The following is a 19,325-nucleotide window of genomic DNA, read 5'->3' as shown; positions in this document are numbered from 1 at the left end:
AGGGAAACCTCCGGCCCGTTTTTCTTTTTTAGCCGTTAGCCTTCTCCCCCCCCTTCATGGGGAGGATGGCTGAGGCCGTCAGGCCGAAGCCGGGTGGGGCGGTTAGGCCATTCAGGCGCCCGAGGCCAGGAGCGCCTGGCCCTCCCCACCCGCTCACCGCTTCGCGTCGACCACCCTCCCCATGAAGGGGAGGGAGAGGCGCGGTGTTCTGGCTCCTACCGTCGGCGCGGGCTGAGGATGTCGCCCAGCCGATCCGGCGTGCCGGGAATCCGCTCCAGGCGCGGGTAGCGCAGACCGTCGTGATAGTCGAAATCGACGGCGCGATAGCGGTCGCCGTTCTTGAGCAGCAGGCGGATCGGGGCGTCGGTTCCCTTGGCGGCGGTGACGGCGTCGCGCAGCTTCTCAGCCGAGGCGGCGATGTCGTTGACGGCGACCAACTCCCAGCCCGGTCCGATGTCGGCCTGGAAGGCGCGGCCCCCCCAGCGGACGCCGGTCAGCTTGTTCGACGAGGACAGGGTGAAGCCCAGGGAATACTGGAAGTCGTTGGCCCAGCCTGACTGGATGCGCTTCTCGTCGGCCGTCAGGTTGTCGGTGTAGGTCAGGCGGTAGCCGCCGCGCGCCAGACCGTCCAGGGGCGCCCTGGCGTCCGGGCCGCCGGCGTCCAGGCGGGTGCGCAGGAAGGTCGCCCAGTCATGCGGATGGACCGCGTTCAGCGCCGCGACCACGTCGTCGAACGTATAGCCGCGCGGCGCCCAGGAGCCGTCGTCGCCGCCGAAGAAGCCCTTGGCGAAGTCGTCCAGCGACTTCTTCCCGCCCGTCGCCTCGCGGATCAGGGTGTCGGCGTCCAGCCAGATCAGCAGGGCTTCGCGGTAGTAGTCGCCCGTGCCGCGCATCCACGACGAATAGGGGTTCGAGGTGCGATAGCCGAGCAGGTTGTGGTTGTTCGTGTCCTGCAGCGGGCGCCATTCGCGGCCGGGCTGGTTGTCATAGAAGGCGGCGTTCTCGGCCACGGTGACCAGAATGTCTTCCTTGGAGGCCAGGCCCGAGCGGGCGGTCAGCACATCGCCCCAGTATTCGGTCTGACCCTCATAAACCCACAGCAGAGTGTTCTGGGTCGGGATGTTGTGGTTGGCGGTCAGTTCGTCGACCGGGCGCTGGCGCTTGCCGTTCCAGGCGTGGACGAACTCGTGCGGCAAGAGGCCGACGGCTCCCATGCTTTTGCCCCAGTTGGTGAAGAAGTCCGTCGGGACCGAGTTCTCGGACGAGCGATGATGCTCCAGGCCGATGCCGCCCATCTTCGACGTGGCGGCCACCAGGAAATCGTAGCGGTCATAGGGGCGGGCGCCGAACAGGCGGTCAGTCTGGGTGACCAGGTTCTGGAACCAGCCCAGTTGCTCGGTCGTGGGAGCCAGATCCTTGGCCGCATCGGCGACGATGTTCAGGTGGACGGCGCCTTCGCCGTTTCCGCGGCGCGGGTCGATGGCGATGCGCTGGAAGTTGGCGCCGCCGAACAGGGGGCTGTCGATCAGGGTGTAGAGGTCGGTCGGCGCAAATGTCGCCAGGCCGTCGACGAAGCTCTCGGTATCGAGCGCCACGCCGTATTTCCAGCCCTGCGGCAGGCGGATCGACGGGGCGAAGGTGATGCCGGTCGAGCGGTAGCCGGCCGGATAGAGCAGGGCCTTTTCCCACTGCAGATTGACCATCTCGGGCGTCATGACCACGCGCCAGGTCGAGCTGTCCGGCTGGGTCAGCCACTGGAAGTCGACGGTGATCTCGCTGACGCCCTGCGGCACGTCGATGTGGAAGGCATAGGGGTCGATGGTGTCGCGCAGCCAGTCGATGCGGGCGCCGCCGCCCTGCACCGTCACGCCGGACACCAGCTGGATCGGGCCAGTCGCCGCATGGTTGCCGGGCAGGAATTTCGGATAGAGCAGGACCAGGGGGCCGGGCGTGACCGGGATGGTCTGGCGCACGCGGACGATCTTCTTCTCGACGTCGGTGGCGTCGACCTCATAGCGGATGACGCCGGGATAGGCCTCGGCCGTCGGCGCCGGGATCGGCGGCAGGGCGCGGGGCAGGGCCAGCGGCGTGTTCTGAGGTGTCGGCGCGGCGGGGGCCTGCGGGCCGGTCCATTGCTGAGCGAGCGCGGTCGAGGCGGCCGATGTCAGCAGCAGGGCGAGGGCGGCGGCGGGCAGGCGATGGGTCAGGGTCATGTCGGCTCTGTAGCGGCGTTTCTGTTTGGGGGCGACCTTCTCCCTCCCCATGAAGGGGAGGGAGAGGCGCGGCGCGTGGGTCTATCGCCGTCGTGGCGACAGGATGTCGCCCAGGCGGTCGGGCGTGCCTTCGATCCGCTCAAGATGCGGGTAGCGCAGGCCGTCGTGATAGTCGAAGCGCACCGTCTTGAAGCGGTCGCCGTTCTTGAGGATCAGCTCGATCGGCTCCGACGATCCCTTGGCGGCGGTGACGGCTTCCTTCAGCACGTCGGCCGAGGCGGCGCGACCGCCGACGGCGACGACTTCCCAGCCCGAGGTCAGCCCTTGTTCGAAGGCCGGGCCACCCCACAGGACGGAGGTGATCCGGTTCGACCCGTTCATCATGAAGCCGAGCGAATAGGTGAAGTCGTTGCGGCCCAGCTCTTTATACAAGGCGCCCATGTAGCCGGACGGCTCTTCCTTGAAGACCAGGCGGTAGCCGCCGCGTTCGAAGCCGTCGAGCGGACCGCGCGAGTCGGGGCCGACCGCGTCCAGCCGCTCGCGAAGGAAGGCGGCCCAGTCGTTCGCCTGTACCCCGTTCAGCGTCGAGGTCACATCGGCGAAGGTGTAGGGGGCCGGATCCCAGTCGCCGTCCTCGACGCCGAAGAAGGCCTTGGCGAAGTCGTCCAGCGACTTCTTCCCGCCCGACCGTTCGCGGATCAGGGTGTCGGCGTCCAGCCAGATCAGCGCGCCTTCGCGGTAATAGTCCTCGCTGCGCTGATAGCTGCTCCAGGGCTGCGGACGGCGCTGGCTGATGATGGGGTCGTTGGTGGTGTCCTGCATGGCGCGCCACTGGCGGCCGGGGATGTGCTGGAAGCTGGCGGCGCTCATGGCCAGGACGTCCAGCGCCTGCTGCTTGGACATCAGGCCCGCGCGGGCGGTCAGGACCAGGCCCCAGTATTGCGTCTGGCCCTCATAGACCCACATCAGGGAGTTCTGCAGCGGCTCGTTCAGATTGGGCGTCAGCTGATCGGCCGGGCGGCGCCATTTGCCGTTCCAGCTGTGGGTGTATTCGTGACCCAGCAGGTCGCGGTCGGCCAGGGTCGCCTCGCGATCAGTGAAATACTTCACATCGACGCTGTTCTCGGACGAGCGGTGGTGCTCCAGCCCGATGCCGCCCAGCTTGTCCGTCACGGCCAGCAGGAAGTCGTAGTGGTTGAAGTGGCGCGCGCCGAACAGACGGTCGGCCTGCTGGACCAGGTTGCGGTGCAGTTGGACGTGCTCGTCCGTCGCCTCCAGCATCTTGGCGTCATCGGCCACGACGTTCAGGCGCACCGGCGAGCGGCCGCCCGGATCCAGGTCGATCTGGCGATAGTGGGCGCCGGCGAAGACGGGACTGTCGGCCAGATGCTCCAGCGTGATCGGGGCAAAGGTCGCCAGACCGTTCTCGAAGCTGACGGTGTCCATGGCGACGCCGTAGTTCCAGCCTTGAGGCAGCTTCAGCGTCGGCTGGAAGGTGATCTGACGCGAATAATAGCCCGCCGGATAGAGCAGGGCCTTCTCCCACTGGATGTTCAGCATCTCGGGGGTGGCGACGACGCGGCCCTGACTGCCCTCGATCGGCGTCAGCCACTGGAAGGCGGCCTCGACCTCGGTCACGCCGGCCGGAACCTCGATCTGATAGGCCCAGGGCTGGACGGTGTTGCGCACCCACTCCAGCCGCCGCCCCTCGGCGGTGAAGGTCAATCCGCCGACGTTGGCGACGGGGCCGACCGGGCCGTGGTTGCCGGGAATCCATTGCGGATAGAAGAGGACCAGAGGACCGGGACCGCTGACGGGGATGGTCTGGCGCACCTGGATCAGGCGGCGGTCGATGTCGGTGGCGTCGACGTCCAGCTTGATGACGCCGGGATAGGCCTCGTCCTTGGCCGCTGGGATCGGCGCCAGGGCGACGGGCAGGGCGGGCGTTCCCACCTGGGCCAGCGCCGAACCGGCGCTGAACAGCAAGGCGGAGGCGCAGGCGGTGACAAGCAGGCGAGCGGCGGGATGCATCATCAGGGGACTTTCCGGCAAGGCGGCGAGGACGCAGCAGATCACTGTGCGTCGCGGCTATGGTCAAGCCCGAGGTGGGCGGATGAATTCGCCGTCATGTTTGGGTCGCCTGCGCGGAGGCGGATTTCATCGGCTACGGTCGCGTACTAGCCTGACGACGGCGTCACAAGGCGAGGGAAATCACATGGACGGGATGCGGATTCTGGCGGGCGTCGCCGCGGTGATGGTGATTTCAGCGTCGCCTCCGGCTAGTGCGGCCCAAGCGCCGACGCCCGATCGCGCCGGCCATGAACCGGTGATCGAGACCGGCGACGTTGACCGCTTCTACACGCTTTACGACAGCACCGCCGGACGGCCGAGCACTGAGCAACTGCAGGCCTATCTGGATGGCGGCTCCATCGGTCTGACGCATCTGGCGAAGGTGCGCAGGGTGACGGGCGTGAGGATGGCGGAGGCCATGGCCGCCCGGCCTGAAATCTATGTCGAGGCGCGGGCCTGCGCCGACCACCTGCCGCGCGTCCGTGCGCGGGTCGCCGAGGGGCTGGCCCGTTTCATCGATCAGTATCCCGAGGCGCAGTTTCCTTCAGCGACTTTCGTGATCGGTCGCGGTCGCCCGGTCGCGGTCGGCAGTCCGGTGGACGGAATCCAGGTGGGCTTGGAAGCGCTTTGCGCCACCGACTTCATCAATCCCGACATCGAGGACCGCTTCGTGGGGGTTCTGATCCACGAGTATGTCCATACCCAGCAGGCGCCGGAGCTCACTGAAAAAGAGCAGTTCACGGTGCTGGAGGTGTCGCTGGCCGAGGGCGTCGCCGAGTTCGTGACCGAATTGCTGATGGGCGCGCCGGCCTATACCTATCTCGAGCCGCAGACCCGAGGCCGTGAACTCGAGATCGAGACCGCCTTCCTCGCCGATATCGACAAGACCGACCTGAAGGACTGGGTCTATAATTCCACGCCGGAGAAGCCGGGGGATCTGGGCTATTGGGCCGGTTATCGCATCGCCAAGGCCTACTATCGCCGCGCGCCGGACAAGAAGGCGGCGCTGCGGGCGATATTGCAGATGACGGACGCCAAGACCTTCCTTGCCGAGAGCGGCTGGAGGCCGGGCATGAACCTGGACTAGGGCTGCGGGTTCACTTCCAGCAGCTCGACCGTGAAGCGCAGGGTCGAGTTGGCGGGGATTTCCGTGCCCATCCAGCGGGGGCCGTAGGCCAGGTCGGCGGGGATGACGAACTGATAGGTTTCGCCCTCGCGCATCAGGGCGACGCCCTCGGTCCAGCCCTTGATGACTCGGTTCAACGGGAAGCTGGTCGGCTCGTTGCGCGAATAGGAGCTGTCGAACTCGCGCCCGTCGATGAAGGTGCCGCGATAGTGGACCTTGACCGTGTCGGTCGCCGTCGGCTGCTCGCCCTCGGGGTTGGCCTTGCCGATCAGGCGGTATTGCAGGCCGGATTCCGTCGAGGTCCAGCCGCGACGCTGCCCGTTCCACATCAGATAGGCGGCCTGACCGACCTCCCAGTTTTCCTGGGTAGCCGGGCCGACCGGCTCACGCAGACCAGGGTAGTCGACATCGGGCGTCGAGGCGCAGGCGGCAAGCGACAGGGCGGCGAGAGCGGGCAGGACGATGTGCTTCATAAGGCTAGGCTTATCACGCTGATCGAAACTGTCGACTGCTCGCGTGAGGGGTCTTTATTTCGTCGAAGAAGGGCGTATATATGCGCGCTCCGCAGATTCCATGAATCCCGCGCGAAAGCGCCGAGGCCCGGTTTGTCGCCCTCCGACCGGTGCGAAGGCGTCGCCCCTCCCCAAGGGGGCGGATACATCCAGGCGTCCTGATCCGCATGCGGGTCGAGGGTGGACGCCGAGAGACATTTACGGTCACGGATCGCCGGTCGGCGCGCCGTGGCTGCTGCATTGAGAGCGGGCCTCGCAAGGGGCCGCGATTGGGAAAACAGAATGGCCAAGTCCACCGACGGTCTCGCCTTGGGTAAGATCGCTGCCGCCACGTCGTTTACCGGCAAGAAGCGCATTCGTTACAGCTTCGGGCGCATCCCTGAAGCCGTGCAGATGCCGAACCTGATCGAGGTTCAGCGCGCTTCCTATGAGCAGTTCCTGCAGCGCGAGTCGCGTCCCGGTCTGCGCAACGACGAGGGCATTGAAGCGGTCTTCAAGTCGGTCTTCCCGATCAAGGACTTCAACGAACGCGCCGTCTTGGAATACGTCTCCTACGAGTTTGAAGACCCGAAGTACGACGTCGAGGAATGCATCCAGCGCGACATGACCTATGCCGCGCCGCTGAAGGTCAAGCTGCGCCTGATCGTTTTTGAGACCGAGGAAGAAACGGGCGCCCGTTCGGTCAAGGACATCAAGGAGCAGGACGTCTACATGGGCGACATTCCGCTCATGACGGACAAGGGCACCTTCATCGTCAACGGCACCGAGCGCGTGATCGTCTCGCAGATGCACCGTTCGCCGGGCGTCTTCTTCGACCACGACAAGGGCAAGACCCACTCTTCGGGCAAGCTGCTGTTCGCCGCCCGCGTGATCCCGTACCGCGGCTCGTGGCTGGACTTCGAGTTCGACGCCAAGGACATCGTCTACGTTCGTATCGACCGTCGTCGTAAGCTGCCCGCCACCACCTTCCTGCTGGCCCTCGGCATGGACGGTGAGGAAATCCTCAAGACCTTCTACGAGACGGTTCCGTACGAGAAGCGCGGCGAAGGCTGGGTCACGCCCTACAAGCCGGAACGCTGGCGCGGCGTGAAGCCGGAGTTCGACCTGGTCGACGCCGACACCGGCGAAGTGGTCGCCCCGGCTGGTCAGAAGATCAGCGCCCGCGCCGCCAAGAAGCTGGCTGACGGCGGTCTGAAGTCGCTGTCGCTGGCGGCTGACGCCCTGCTGACCAAGTACCTGGCCTCCGACGCCGTCAACTACCAGACCGGCGAAATCTACGCCGAGGCGGGCGACGAGCTGGACGCCGCCGCTATCGAACTGCTGGAAGCCAACGGCTTCACCACCATCGACGTGCTGGACATCGACCACGTCACGGTCGGCGCCTACATGCGCAACACCCTGCGCGTGGACAAGAACACGGGTCGCGAGGACGCGCTGTTCGACGTCTATCGCGTCATGCGCCCGGGCGAGCCGCCGACGCCGGAAGCGGCCGAGGCCATGTTCAACTCCCTGTTCTTCGACGCCGAGCGCTACGACCTGTCGGCCGTGGGCCGCGTCAAGATGAACATGCGTCTGGAAACCCCCGAGGTTTCGGACGAAATCCGCGTCCTGCAGAAGGACGACGTGCTGAAGGTGCTGCAGATCCTGGTCGGGCTGAAGGACGGCCGCGGCGAGATCGACGACATCGACAACCTGGGCAACCGTCGCGTGCGTTCGGTCGGCGAGCTGCTGGAAAACCAGTACCGCGTCGGTCTGCTGCGCATGGAGCGCGCCATCAAGGAGCGCATGAGCTCGGTCGATATCGACACGGTCATGCCGCACGACCTGATCAACGCCAAGCCGGCCGCTGCGGCGGTGCGTGAATTCTTCGGCTCGTCGCAGCTGTCGCAGTTCATGGACCAGACGAACCCGCTGTCGGAAATCACCCACAAGCGTCGCCTTTCGGCGCTTGGCCCGGGCGGTCTGACGCGCGAGCGTGCGGGCTTTGAAGTCCGCGACGTTCACCCGACGCACTACGGCCGAATCTGCCCGATTGAAACGCCGGAAGGCCCGAACATCGGTCTGATCAACTCCCTGGCCACCCACGCCCGCGTGAACAAGTACGGCTTCATCGAAAGCCCGTACCGTCGCGTGGTCGAAGGCAAGGCGACGGAAGAGGTGGTCTACATCTCGGCCATGGAAGAGGCGAAGCACGTCATCGCCCAGGCCAACATCGACCTGAAGGACGGCGAGATCGTCGAGGAGCTGGTGCCGGGCCGTATCAACGGCGACTCCCAGCTGCTGACCAAGGAAACGGTCGACATGATGGACGTGTCGCCGAAACAGGTCGTTTCGGTCGCCGCCGCCCTGATCCCCTTCCTGGAAAACGACGACGCCAACCGCGCGCTGATGGGCGCCAACATGCAACGTCAGGCCGTGCCGCTGGTGCAGTCGGACGCGCCGCTGGTCGGCACCGGCATGGAAGCGGTCGTGGCCGTGGACTCCGGCGCCGTGGTGATCGCCCGTCGTGACGGCGTGGTCGAGCAGATCGACGGCACCCGCATCGTGGTTCGCGCCACGGGCGACGTGGACGCCGGCCGTTCGGGCGTCGACATCTATCGCCTGTCGAAGTTCCAGCGTTCCAACCAATCGACCTGCATCAACCAGCGCCCGATCGTGCGCGTGGGCGATGAAGTGAAGGCTGGCGACGTGATCGCCGACGGCCCGTCGACGGACCTGGGCGAACTGGCTCTGGGCCGCAACGTCCTGGTCGCCTACATGCCCTGGAACGGCTACAACTTCGAAGACTCGATCCTGATCTCCGAGCGCATCGTGCGCGACGACATCTTCACCTCCATCCACCTCGAAGAGTTCGAAGTGATGGCGCGTGATACGAAGTTGGGCCCGGAAGAGATCACCCGCGACATCCCGAACGTCGGCGAGGAGGCCCTGCGCAACCTCGACGAGGCGGGCATCGTGGCCATCGGCGCCGAAGTCCAGCCGGGCGACATCCTGGTCGGCAAGGTGACGCCGAAGGGCGAAAGCCCGATGACGCCGGAAGAGAAGCTGCTGCGCGCCATCTTCGGCGAGAAGGCTTCGGACGTGCGCGACACCTCGCTGCGTCTGCCGCCGGGCGTCGCCGGCACCATCGTCGACGTGCGCGTGTTCAACCGCCACGGCATCGACAAGGACGAGCGCGCCATGGCGATCGAGCGCGCCGAGATCGAGCGCCTGGGCAAGGACCGCGACGACGAGCTCAAGATCCTTGAGCGCAACGTCTACGGCCGCGTGAAGCCGCTGCTGCTCGGCAAGACCGCCGTGTCCGGCCCGAAGGGCATGGGCCGCGGCGAGGTCACTGAAGAGAAGCTGGCCGAAGTGTCCAAGGGCCTGTGGTGGCAGGTCGCCCTCGACGACGAGAAGGCGATGGGCGAGCTGGAGGCCATGAAGAAGCAGTTCGAGGACGCCCGTAAGGCCCTCGACCGCCGCTTCGAAGACAAGGTCGAGAAGCTGCAGCGCGGCGACGAGATGCCGCCTGGCGTCATGAAGATGGTCAAGGTCTTCGTGGCCGTGAAGCGCAAGCTTCAGCCGGGCGACAAGATGGCCGGCCGTCACGGCAACAAGGGCGTCATCTCCAAGATCCTGCCGATCGAGGACATGCCGCACCTGGACGACGGCACCCACGTCGACATCGTTCTGAACCCGCTGGGCGTGCCGTCGCGCATGAACATCGGCCAGATCTTCGAGACCCACCTGGGTTGGGCCGCCGCTGGCCTGGGCAAGCAGATCAAGGGCTTGCTCGAGCAGTGGATGGACGGCGGCATGCGCGACGCCCTGGTGTCGCGTCTGACCCAGATCTACGGCGCCGACACTCCGCTGCCGCAGAGCGACGAAGAGCTGATCGAACTGGCCCAGAACCTGTCCAAGGGCGTTCCGTTCGCGACTCCGGTCTTCGACGGCGCGCGCATCTCGGACATCGAGGACCTGCTGGAATCGGCGGATCTGGATCGTTCGGGGCAGTCGATCCTGTTCGACGGCCAGACGGGCGAGCAGTTCAAGCGTCCGGTCACGGTCGGCTATGTGTACATGCTGAAGCTGCACCACCTGGTCGACGACAAGATCCACGCCCGCTCGATCGGCCCGTACTCGCTCGTCACCCAGCAGCCGCTGGGCGGTAAGGCGCAGTTCGGCGGTCAGCGCTTCGGGGAAATGGAGGTCTGGGCTCTGGAAGCATACGGCGCCGCCTACACCCTGCAGGAAATGCTGACGGTGAAGTCGGACGACGTGGCCGGCCGGACCAAGGTCTACGAGGCCATCGTTCGCGGCGACGACAGCTTCGAGGCCGGCATCCCCGAGTCCTTCAACGTGCTGGTGAAGGAAATGCGCTCGCTGGGCCTGAACGTGGAGCTGGAAAACAGCTGACCGGATCAAGCGCCCTTCCTCGCCTCGGCGGGGGAGGGCGGTCCGCCTGTTCTCCTCTCTGAATGATTTTCGCGGGGCATTCCCGCAGAAGGAATAAAGATGAACCAGGAAGTCCTGAACATCTTCAACCCGGTCCCGGTCACCCCGACCTTCGACCAGATCAAGATCGCCCTGGCCTCGCCGGAGAAGATCCGTTCGTGGTCGTTCGGCGAGATCAAGAAGCCGGAAACCATCAACTACCGCACGTTCAAGCCCGAGCGTGACGGCCTGTTCTGCGCCCGTATCTTTGGCCCGACCAAGGACTACGAATGCCTGTGCGGCAAGTACAAGCGCATGAAGTACAAGGGCATCATCTGCGAGAAGTGCGGCGTTGAAGTCACGCTGGCTCGCGTCCGCCGCGAGCGCATGGGTCACATCGACCTGGCCGCTCCGGTCGCCCACATCTGGTTCCTGAAGTCGCTGCCGTCGCGCATCTCGCTGATGCTGGACATGGCGCTGAAGGACGTTGAGCGCGTCCTGTACTTCGAGAACTACATCGTCACCGAGCCGGGCCTGACCCCGCTGAAGCAGAACCAGCTGCTGACGGAAGACGAATTCTATCACTATCAGGAAGAGTTCGGCGACGACGGCTTCACGGCCGAGATCGGCGCCGAGGCGGTCCGCAACCTGCTGATGGCGATCGACCTGAACGCCGAGGCCGAGAAGCACCGCGCCGAACTGGCCGACAGCCCGTCGGAGCTGAAGGCCAAGAAGGCCTCCAAGCGTCTGAAGCTGATGGAAGCCTTCATCGAGTCGGGCAACAAGCCCGAGTGGATGATCCTGACCATCGTGCCGGTCATCCCGCCGGAACTGCGCCCGCTGGTGCCGCTGGACGGCGGCCGTTTCGCGACGTCGGACCTGAACGACCTGTATCGCCGGGTCATCAACCGTAACAACCGCCTGAAGCGCCTGATCGAACTGCGCGCGCCGGACATCATCATCCGCAACGAAAAGCGGATGCTGCAGGAATCCGTCGACGCCCTGTTCGACAACGGCCGTCGCGGTCGCGTCATCACCGGCGCGAACAAGCGTCCGCTGAAGTCGCTGGCCGATATGCTGAAGGGCAAGCAGGGCCGCTTCCGTCAGAACCTGCTGGGCAAGCGCGTCGACTACTCGGGCCGTTCGGTCATCACCGTGGGCCCCGAGCTGAAGCTGCACGAGTGCGGCCTGCCCAAGAAGATGGCGCTGGAGCTGTTCAAGCCCTTCATCTACGCGCGTCTGGACGCCAAGGGCCTGTCGGGCACCGTCAAGCAGTCCAAGCGCATGGTCGAGCGCGAACAGCCCGCTGTCTGGGACATCCTGGACGAGGTCATCCGCGAGCACCCGGTCCTGCTGAACCGCGCGCCGACGCTGCACCGTCTGGGCATCCAGGCGTTCGAGCCCAAGCTGATCGAGGGCAAGGCCATTCGCCTGCACCCGCTGGTCTGTACGGCGTTCAACGCTGACTTCGACGGCGACCAGATGGCCGTGCACGTCCCGCTGAGCCTCGAGGCCCAGCTGGAAGCGCGCGTCCTGATGATGTCGACGAACAACATCCTGTCGCCCGCCAACGGCAAGCCGATCATCGTGCCGTCGCAGGACATCGTCCTGGGCCTGTACTACCTGTCGCTGGTCAAGGAGAACCAGCCGGGCGAGGGCAAGCTGTTCGCCAACATGGGCGAGATCGACGCGGCCCTGGACGCCCAGGTCGTCAAGCTGCACACCAAGATCAAGGCGCGTTGGACCGAGATGAACTCGGACGGCGAAGTCGTGACCAAGGTGATCGACACCACGCCGGGCCGGATGAAGCTGGGCGCTCTGCTGCCGCTGAACCCGAACATCGGCTACCGTCTGCTCGAGAAGAACCTGACCAAGAAGGAAATCGGCAACCTGATCGATCAGGTCTACCGTCACTGCGGTCAGAAGGCGACGGTCATCTTCGCCGACCAGATGATGCAGATGGGCTTCCGCGAAGCGGCCAAGGCCGGCATCTCGGTGGGCAAGGACGACATCGTCATCCCGGCCAAGAAGGAACAGCTGGTCAACGAAACCCGCACTCAGGTTGAAGAGTACGAGCAGCAATATGCTGACGGCCTCATCACCAAGGGCGAGAAGTACAACAAGGTCGTCGACGCCTGGGCCAAGGCCACGGACAAGATCGCCGACGAGATGATGGGCGAAATCGCTCAGCCCCGCGTCCTGATCAAGGGCCAGGAGCCCGACATCAACTCGGTCTTCATGATGGCCAACTCGGGCGCTCGTGGCTCGCAGGCTCAGATGAAGCAACTGGGCGGCATGCGCGGCCTGATGGCCAAGCCCTCGGGCGAGATCATCGAGACGCCGATCATCTCGAACTTCAAGGAAGGCCTGACCGTCCTTGAATACTTCAACTCCACCCACGGCGCCCGTAAGGGTCTGGCTGACACCGCGCTGAAGACCGCCAACTCGGGTTATCTGACCCGTCGTCTGGTGGACGTGGCGCAGGACTCCATCGTCACCGAGGAAGACTGCGGCTCGACGCGCGGCATCACCCTGCGCGCCGTGGTCGAAGGCGGCGACGTGCTGGTCTCGCTGGGCCAACGCGTCCTGGGTCGCTATGCGGCCGAGGATATCAAGGAGCCGGGCGGCGAAGTCCTGTTCCCTGCGGACACCTATCTGCAGGAAGAGGAAGTCGAGCTGATCGACAAGGTCGGCGTCCAGTCCATCAAGGTCCGTTCGGCCCTGACGTGTGAAGCCGACGCCGGCATCTGCGGCATGTGCTACGGCCGTGACCTGGCGCGCGGCACCAACGTCAATATCGGCGAAGCGGTCGGCGTCATCGCCGCCCAGTCGATCGGCGAGCCGGGCACCCAGCTGACGATGCGTACCTTCCACATCGGCGGTACGGCCCAGGTGGCGGAAACCTCATTCTTCGAGGCGACCAACGCCGGCGTCATCAAGGTGGTCGGCCCGACCGTTATCGCCGCCCACGGCGATCCGGTGTCCATGAGCCGCAACGTCGTGGTCACCGTGACCGTCGACGGCAAGGACCGCGAATCCTACAAGGTGCCTTACGGCGCGCGCCTGCGCGTCAAGGACGGCGGCGAGGTGGTCAAGAACCAGCGCCTGGCCGAGTGGGATCCCTACACCACCCCGATCCTGACGGAAGTCGGCGGCGTGGTGCGCTTCGAAGACCTGGTCGACGGTCTGTCGGTCAAGGAAGAGACCGACGAGGCCACCGGCATCGCCCAGCGCGTCGTGTCGGACTGGCGCGCCAGCCCGCGCGGTTCGGACCTGCGTCCGGCCGTCGGCGTGACCCAGGGCGACAGCTACGCCAAGCTGTCGAGCGGTTCTGACGCGCGTTACCTGCTGCCCGTGGGCGCCATCCTGTCGGTGGCGAACGGCGACGAGGTCAAGCCGGGCGACATCGTCGCTCGTATCCCGACCGAAGGCGCCAAGACCCGCGACATCACCGGCGGTCTGCCGCGCGTGGCGGAACTGTTCGAAGCCCGTCGTCCGAAGGACTGCGCGGTCATCGCCGAGATGGACGGCCGCGTCGAATTCGGTCGCGACTACAAGAACAAGCGCCGCATCAAGATCACCCCGGAAGTCGATGCAGACGGCAACCAGGGCGAAGCGGTCGAGTTCCTGATCCCGAAGGGCAAGCACATCTCCGTCCACGACGGCGATCTGATCCAGAAGGGCGACTACATCATCGACGGCAACCCGGATCCGCACGACCTGCTGCGCATCCAGGGCGTCGAGGCGCTGGCCGAGTATCTGGTGAACGAAGTGCAGGAGGTCTACCGACTGCAGGGCGTGCCGATCAACGACAAGCACATCGAAGTCATCGTCCGTCAGATGCTGCAGAAGGTCGAGGTCATCGACTCCGGCGAAACCACCCTGATCCGTGGCGACACGGTCGAAGTGGCTGAAGCGGCTCTGGAAAACGCCAAGGTCGAGAAGCGCGGCGGCCGTCTGGCTGTCACGCAGCCGGTCCTGCTGGGCATCACCAAGGCGTCGCTGCAGACCCGCAGCTTCATCTCGGCGGCGTCCTTCCAGGAAACCACGCGCGTCCTCACCGAGGCTTCGGTCCACGGCAAGAAGGACATGCTGGAAGGCCTGAAGGAGAACGTGATCGTGGGTCGTCTGATCCCTGCCGGTACGGGCTCTTACCTGCGCAGCCTGCAGAAGATCGCCAACGAGCGCGATGCTGAGCTGACCCAGGCCCGCGAAGATGCGGTTGAGCCGCTTCCCGCGGATCTGGCCCTGGAGCTGGAACAGTCGGCCGACTGATCCGGGTCTCGGACCTGCAAAGACTGAAGAGGGCGGCGTCGAAAGGCGCCGCCCTTTTCTGTGGCCTATCGCGCTTCGCGCTACTTGAGGCCGGTTATGCGCCTCTACTGAGCTTTCGCCTCCTTCTCCCTTTGTGGAAAGAAGGAGCCGCGTCTACTGCGGCCGTATCGGCTCTCGGGGTCCGGCGGCGCCGGGCGTCATCGGGCGGCCCGAGGCCGGGGCGCCGTCGCGGCGGGTTTGGACGTTGCGGTTGGAGTCCATCTGCATCGAGGAATCCAGGTGGGCGCCCGCGCAGCCCGTGCCGAAGTTGGAGCCGGGACAGTCCTGAGGCGTTAGCACGCCGACGCCCCCGCTGAGCGGACGACGTTTGGCTTCATAGCGGCGCAGTGCGGCTGCGCCTTCTCGGGCGAACCGCGTGTCTCGATCAGGATGGCCCGTGCCGGTGATGGGGCGCCGTGCTGCAGCCTCCGCCGCCCGTTCATTGAAACGCTCGTCGCAGATTACGCGCTCGGCGCGGGTCAGCATTTCGGGAGAGCGGCAGCCGACAGGCGACGTGCGCAGAGCGCGCGCCGTGGCGGCCGCCTGAGTTTCCGTCGTCACGCGCCAGGGATCGGCGATCTGGTCGGCTGAAGCGGAGGGGGCGGCGTCGGGCGTAGTCCTTGCGATGCGTGGCGCAGGCAGCGTCGGACGATCCGGCGTGGAAGGCGCAGGGGCCTGGGCCTGGCTTGTGCTGTTGGCGCGCCGCGCCCGTGCCTGGGGCGAGGGCTGAGTTACGACGACGGGCTGCCGAGGCCGTTCGTCCGGCAGGAGGGGGCGAGGTTCGATGTCCAGATAGACGACGGGCGGCGTGTCCGACCCCAGACGGGCCGGCGGCTTGACGGCGTAAAAGGCGAGAGGAGCCAGCAGCAGGCCGTGGATCAGCAGCGAAGCTCCGGCCGTCGCCGCGCGTCGATGGCGTGCTCCCTTGCCGCGCCCGCCCAATTTGTCCAGCACCACGACGGTCATGCGACGTCCCCATCCCTGGAGCAAAACATGGCTTTGCAAGCGTGGCGATATGTGGGCGAGGGATCAAGAAGGCGAACAACGTGCGGCGAAGCGCGCCGTTCGCGAATCCCTTGACCTGTTAACGGATCGAGCGTAGAAGCCGCGCACTTTCGAGACGTGGGCGGTTCGCCGCTCGCTGAGATCGTGACAATTGAACGGACGGGCTGTGTCCCGCCGGAACGCCCGAAGCGCGCGTTCCGGTTTTTCTGTTTGGGCGTCGTGACCTCGGCTCGATAACACCCGGGCGGGGCTTCGGTCTCGTTCAAAAGAAGGCTCATGAGGCGCTCCGGTCGAAAGACACACGCTTCCACATCGAAAAGAGACGAATTCGAATGCCCACGATCAACCAGCTGATCCGCAAGCCCCGCAAGCCGAAGCCGGTCCGCAACAAGGTTCCGGCCCTGGAGGGTTCGCCCCAGCGTCGCGGCGTCTGCACCCGCGTGTACACCACGACCCCGAAGAAGCCGAACTCGGCTCTGCGTAAGGTCGCCAAGGTCCGTCTGGCCAAGAACGGCGTTGAAGCCGTTTGCTACATCCCCGGCGAAGGCCACAACCTGCAGGAGCACTCGGTCGTGCTGATCCGCGGCGGCCGCGTGAAGGACTTGCCCGGCGTGCGTTACCACATCCTGCGCGGCGTGCTCGATACGCAAGGCGTCAAGGACCGCAAGCAGCGTCGTTCGCACTACGGCGCCAAGCGTCCGAAGTAATCGGCCCCGGCCTACGTTTCAGAGATTTCCCCGACGTCAGTCGGGCCCGAGAAGGAATAACCCATGTCGCGTCGTCACCGCGCCCAGAAGCGTGAAGTTCTGCCGGATCCCAAGTTCGGCGATCTGATCGTCACCAAGTTCATGAACTACGTCATGTACGAAGGTAAGAAGGCCGTCGCCGAAAACATCGTTTACGGCGCCTTCGACATCCTGGCGGACAAGAAGAAGGAGCAGACTGCGGTCGAGACCTTCCACGCCGCCCTGGAAAACGTCGCCCCGTCGGTCGAAGTCCGCTCGCGCCGCGTCGGCGGCGCCACCTACCAGGTGCCGGTCGAAGTCCGTCCGGACCGTCGTCGCGCCCTGGCCATCCGCTGGCTGGTCAACGCCGCCCGCAACCGCGGCGAAAACACCATGACGGAAAAGCTGGCCGCCGAGCTGCTGGACGCCTCGAACAACCGCGGCACCGCGGTCAAGAAGCGCGAAGACACCCACAAGATGGCCGAAGCCAACCGCGCCTTCAGCCACTACCGCTGGTAAGCGTCTTAAAACCGCCAATGGCGGCGACTATTTAAGACGATCTGGCGCGGGCGTTTTTTCGGAATCGCCCGCGCCGTCATATCCGACACCCCAGGGCGCTCGCCGCGTCCGCGAAGCTCCCGGAAGGCAACTTCAATGCCCCGCACACATAAAATCGAAGACTACCGCAACTTCGGCATCATGGCCCACATCGACGCGGGCAAGACGACGACGACCGAGCGGATCCTGTTCTACACCGGCAAAAACCACAAAATGGGCGAGACGCACGACGGCGCGTCCACCATGGACTGGATGGACCAGGAGCAGGAACGCGGCATCACCATCACGTCGGCCGCGACGACCGCTTTCTGGCGCGAAAAGCGCCTGAACATCATCGACACCCCCGGCCACGTGGACTTCACCATTGAAGTCGAGCGTTCGCTGCGCGTGCTCGACGGCGCCGTGACGGTGCTGGACGGCAACGCCGGCGTCGAGCCGCAGACGGAAACCGTCTGGCGCCAGGCCGACAAGTACCGCGTGCCGCGCATCGTCTTCGTCAACAAGATGGACAAGATCGGCGCCGACTTCGAGAAGTCGGTCGAGTCGATCCGCGACCGCCTGGGCGCCAAGGCTGTGCCGATCCAACTGCCGATCGGTTCGGAATCGAACCTGAAGGGCGTGGTCGATCTGGTCGAGATGAAGGCCCTGGTTTGGGAAACCGACCAAGTCGGCGCCTCGGCCGACGTGCGCGACATCCCGGCTGACATGGCCGACGCCGCGGCCGCCGCTCGCCAGTACCTGGTCGACAACGCCGTCGAGATCGACGACGAGGCCATGGAAGCCTACCTGGAAGGCAACGAGCCCTCGGTTGAAGTGCTGAAGCGCTGCATCCGTAAGGCCGTGATCACCGGCGCCTTCTACCCGATCCTCGCCGGCTCGGCCTTCAAGAACAAGGGCGTGCAGCCCCTGCTCGACGCCGTCGTCGACTATCTGCCGTCGCCGGTGGACATCCCGCCGACGCCGGGCATCGACTTCAAGACCGAAGAGCCGGTCGTCCGCAAGGCTTCGGACGAAGAGCCCCTGTCGGTTCTGGCGTTCAAGATTATGGACGACCCCTTCGTCGGCTCGATCACCTTCTGCCGCCTGTACTCGGGCAAGATGGAGACCGGTCAGTCGCTGCTGAACTCGTCGCGCGACAAGCGTGAGCGCGTCGGCCGCATGCTGCAGATGCACTCGAACAACCGCGAGGACATCAAGGAAGCCTACGCCGGCGACATCGTCGCCTTGGCCGGCCTGAAGGAAACCCGCACGGGCGACACCCTGTGCGACCCGCTGAAGTCGCCGGTCATCCTCGAGAAGATGGAATTCCCGGCGCCGGTCATCGAGATCGCCGTCGAGCCCAAGACCAAGGCCGACCAGGAGAAGCTGGGCGTCGCCCTGGCCAAGCTGGCTTCGGAAGATCCGTCCTTCACCGTCTCGACCGACCACGAGTCGGGCCAGACGATCCTGAAGGGCATGGGCGAGCTGCACCTGGACATCAAGATCGACATCCTGAAGCGCACCTACAAGGTCGAAGCGACCATCGGCGCGCCGCAGGTGGCCTATCGTGAATCGATCAGCCGCAAGGTCGAGATCGACTACACCCACAAGAAGCAGACCGGCGGCACGGGTCAGTTCGCCCGCGTGAAGCTGGTGTTCGAGCCGGGAGAGCCGGGTTCGGACTTCGTCTTCGAGTCGGCCATCGTCGGCGGCGCAGTGCCCAAGGAATACATCCCGGGCGTCGAAAAGGGCCTGAAGTCGGCCAAGGACAACGGCCTGCTGGCCGGCTTCCCGGTGATCGACGTCAAGGCGACGCTGATCGACGGAGCCTTCCACGACGTCGACTCCTCGGTCCTGGCCTTCGAAATCGCGTCGCGCGCCGCGTTCCGCGAACTGAAGGAAAAGGGCGGACCGAAGCTGCTCGAGCCGATCATGGCCGTCGAGGTCGTGACCCCGGAAGAGTACCTGGGTTCGATCATCGGCGACCTGAACGGCCGTCGCGGCATGATCCAGGGGCAGGACATGCGGGGCAACGCCGTCGTCGTGAACGCCTTCGTGCCGCTGGCCAACATGTTCGGCTACGTGAACACGCTGCGCGGCATGTCGCAGGGCCGCGCCCAGTTCACCATGCAGTACGACCACTATGAATCGGTGCCGCAACACGTCGCCGACGAAGTGATCAAGAAGTACGCCTAAGTCCGTCTTTCTGACGGACCCACTTGAAAACGGGGCGGTTTGACCACAAATCGCCCCACCTATCCCCAAACCCATTTGGACCCCAGTTTGGGGACACCAGGAGCTAGAGAATGGCCAAGGAAAAGTTCGAACGCACGAAGCCGCACGTGAACATCGGCACGATCGGTCACGTTGACCACGGCAAGACGACGCTGACGGCGGCGATCTCGAT

The 19,325-nt window shown here is 65.3% G+C and carries 11 protein-coding genes; 7 read left to right on the top strand and 4 right to left on the bottom strand.

Going from position 1 to position 19,325, the window contains the following annotated elements:
• Positions 1-215: 215 nt before the first annotated feature.
• The gene (locus AC3A3G_RS15345) at positions 216-2,213 is read right to left on the bottom strand and encodes a M61 family metallopeptidase (protein WP_487488631.1); all 1,998 of its coding nucleotides are present in this window, start codon (positions 2,211-2,213) and stop codon (positions 216-218) included.
• 81 nt (positions 2,214-2,294) lie between these two features.
• Complete coding sequence (locus AC3A3G_RS15340) at positions 2,295-4,244, bottom strand: M61 family metallopeptidase (RefSeq protein WP_487488640.1); 1,950 nt, start codon at positions 4,242-4,244, stop codon at positions 2,295-2,297.
• A gap of 184 nt (positions 4,245-4,428) precedes the next feature.
• On the opposite strand from AC3A3G_RS15340, the gene AC3A3G_RS15335 reads away from it, so the two are divergent.
• On the top strand, positions 4,429-5,370 hold the full coding sequence (locus tag AC3A3G_RS15335; RefSeq protein WP_487488630.1) for a DUF2268 domain-containing putative Zn-dependent protease: 942 nt from the start codon (positions 4,429-4,431) through the stop codon (positions 5,368-5,370).
• Here the strand turns inward: AC3A3G_RS15335 and AC3A3G_RS15330 are convergent.
• Positions 5,367-5,882: an FKBP-type peptidyl-prolyl cis-trans isomerase gene (locus AC3A3G_RS15330; protein ID WP_487488629.1), complete on the bottom strand. Its 516-nt coding sequence runs from the start codon at positions 5,880-5,882 to the stop codon at positions 5,367-5,369. The two genes, AC3A3G_RS15335 and AC3A3G_RS15330, sit on opposite strands and share 4 nt — an antisense overlap.
• Positions 5,883-6,203: 321 nt before the next feature.
• On the opposite strand from AC3A3G_RS15330, the gene rpoB reads away from it, so the two are divergent.
• Positions 6,204-10,319 (top strand): DNA-directed RNA polymerase subunit beta, encoded by a 4,116-nt coding sequence (rpoB, locus tag AC3A3G_RS15325; protein WP_315026508.1) that lies wholly within the window; start codon positions 6,204-6,206, stop codon positions 10,317-10,319.
• Between the two features lie 99 nt (positions 10,320-10,418).
• A complete protein-coding gene (gene rpoC / locus AC3A3G_RS15320; RefSeq protein ID WP_412877920.1) occupies positions 10,419-14,612 on the top strand; it encodes a DNA-directed RNA polymerase subunit beta' in 4,194 nt (1,397 codons plus the stop codon).
• Positions 14,613-14,765: 153 nt separating this feature from the next.
• Here the strand turns inward: rpoC and AC3A3G_RS15315 are convergent, their stop codons facing one another.
• On the bottom strand, positions 14,766-15,617 hold the full coding sequence (locus AC3A3G_RS15315) for a hypothetical protein (protein WP_487488628.1): 852 nt from the start codon (positions 15,615-15,617) through the stop codon (positions 14,766-14,768).
• A 371-nt stretch (positions 15,618-15,988) separates the two neighbouring features.
• On the opposite strand from AC3A3G_RS15315, the gene rpsL reads away from it, so the two are divergent.
• The 4 genes from rpsL to AC3A3G_RS15295 form a co-directional block, all read left to right on the top strand.
• The gene (gene rpsL / locus AC3A3G_RS15310; protein ID WP_003165508.1) at positions 15,989-16,363 is read left to right on the top strand and encodes a 30S ribosomal protein S12; all 375 of its coding nucleotides are present in this window, start codon (positions 15,989-15,991) and stop codon (positions 16,361-16,363) included.
• A 63-nt stretch (positions 16,364-16,426) separates the two neighbouring features.
• Positions 16,427-16,900: a 30S ribosomal protein S7 gene (gene rpsG, locus AC3A3G_RS15305; protein WP_087140773.1), complete on the top strand. Its 474-nt coding sequence runs from the start codon at positions 16,427-16,429 to the stop codon at positions 16,898-16,900.
• 135 nt (positions 16,901-17,035) lie between these two features.
• Positions 17,036-19,114: an elongation factor G gene (fusA, locus tag AC3A3G_RS15300; protein ID WP_125902213.1), complete on the top strand. Its 2,079-nt coding sequence runs from the start codon at positions 17,036-17,038 to the stop codon at positions 19,112-19,114.
• Between the two features lie 110 nt (positions 19,115-19,224).
• Positions 19,225-19,325: GTP-binding protein (locus AC3A3G_RS15295; RefSeq protein WP_147417950.1), on the top strand; the 101-nt coding region annotated here is incomplete at its 3' end.

The organism is Brevundimonas sp. Soil_N_31 (assembly GCF_057655995.1).
This window is presented reverse-complemented; position numbering and strand designations above follow the sequence as displayed.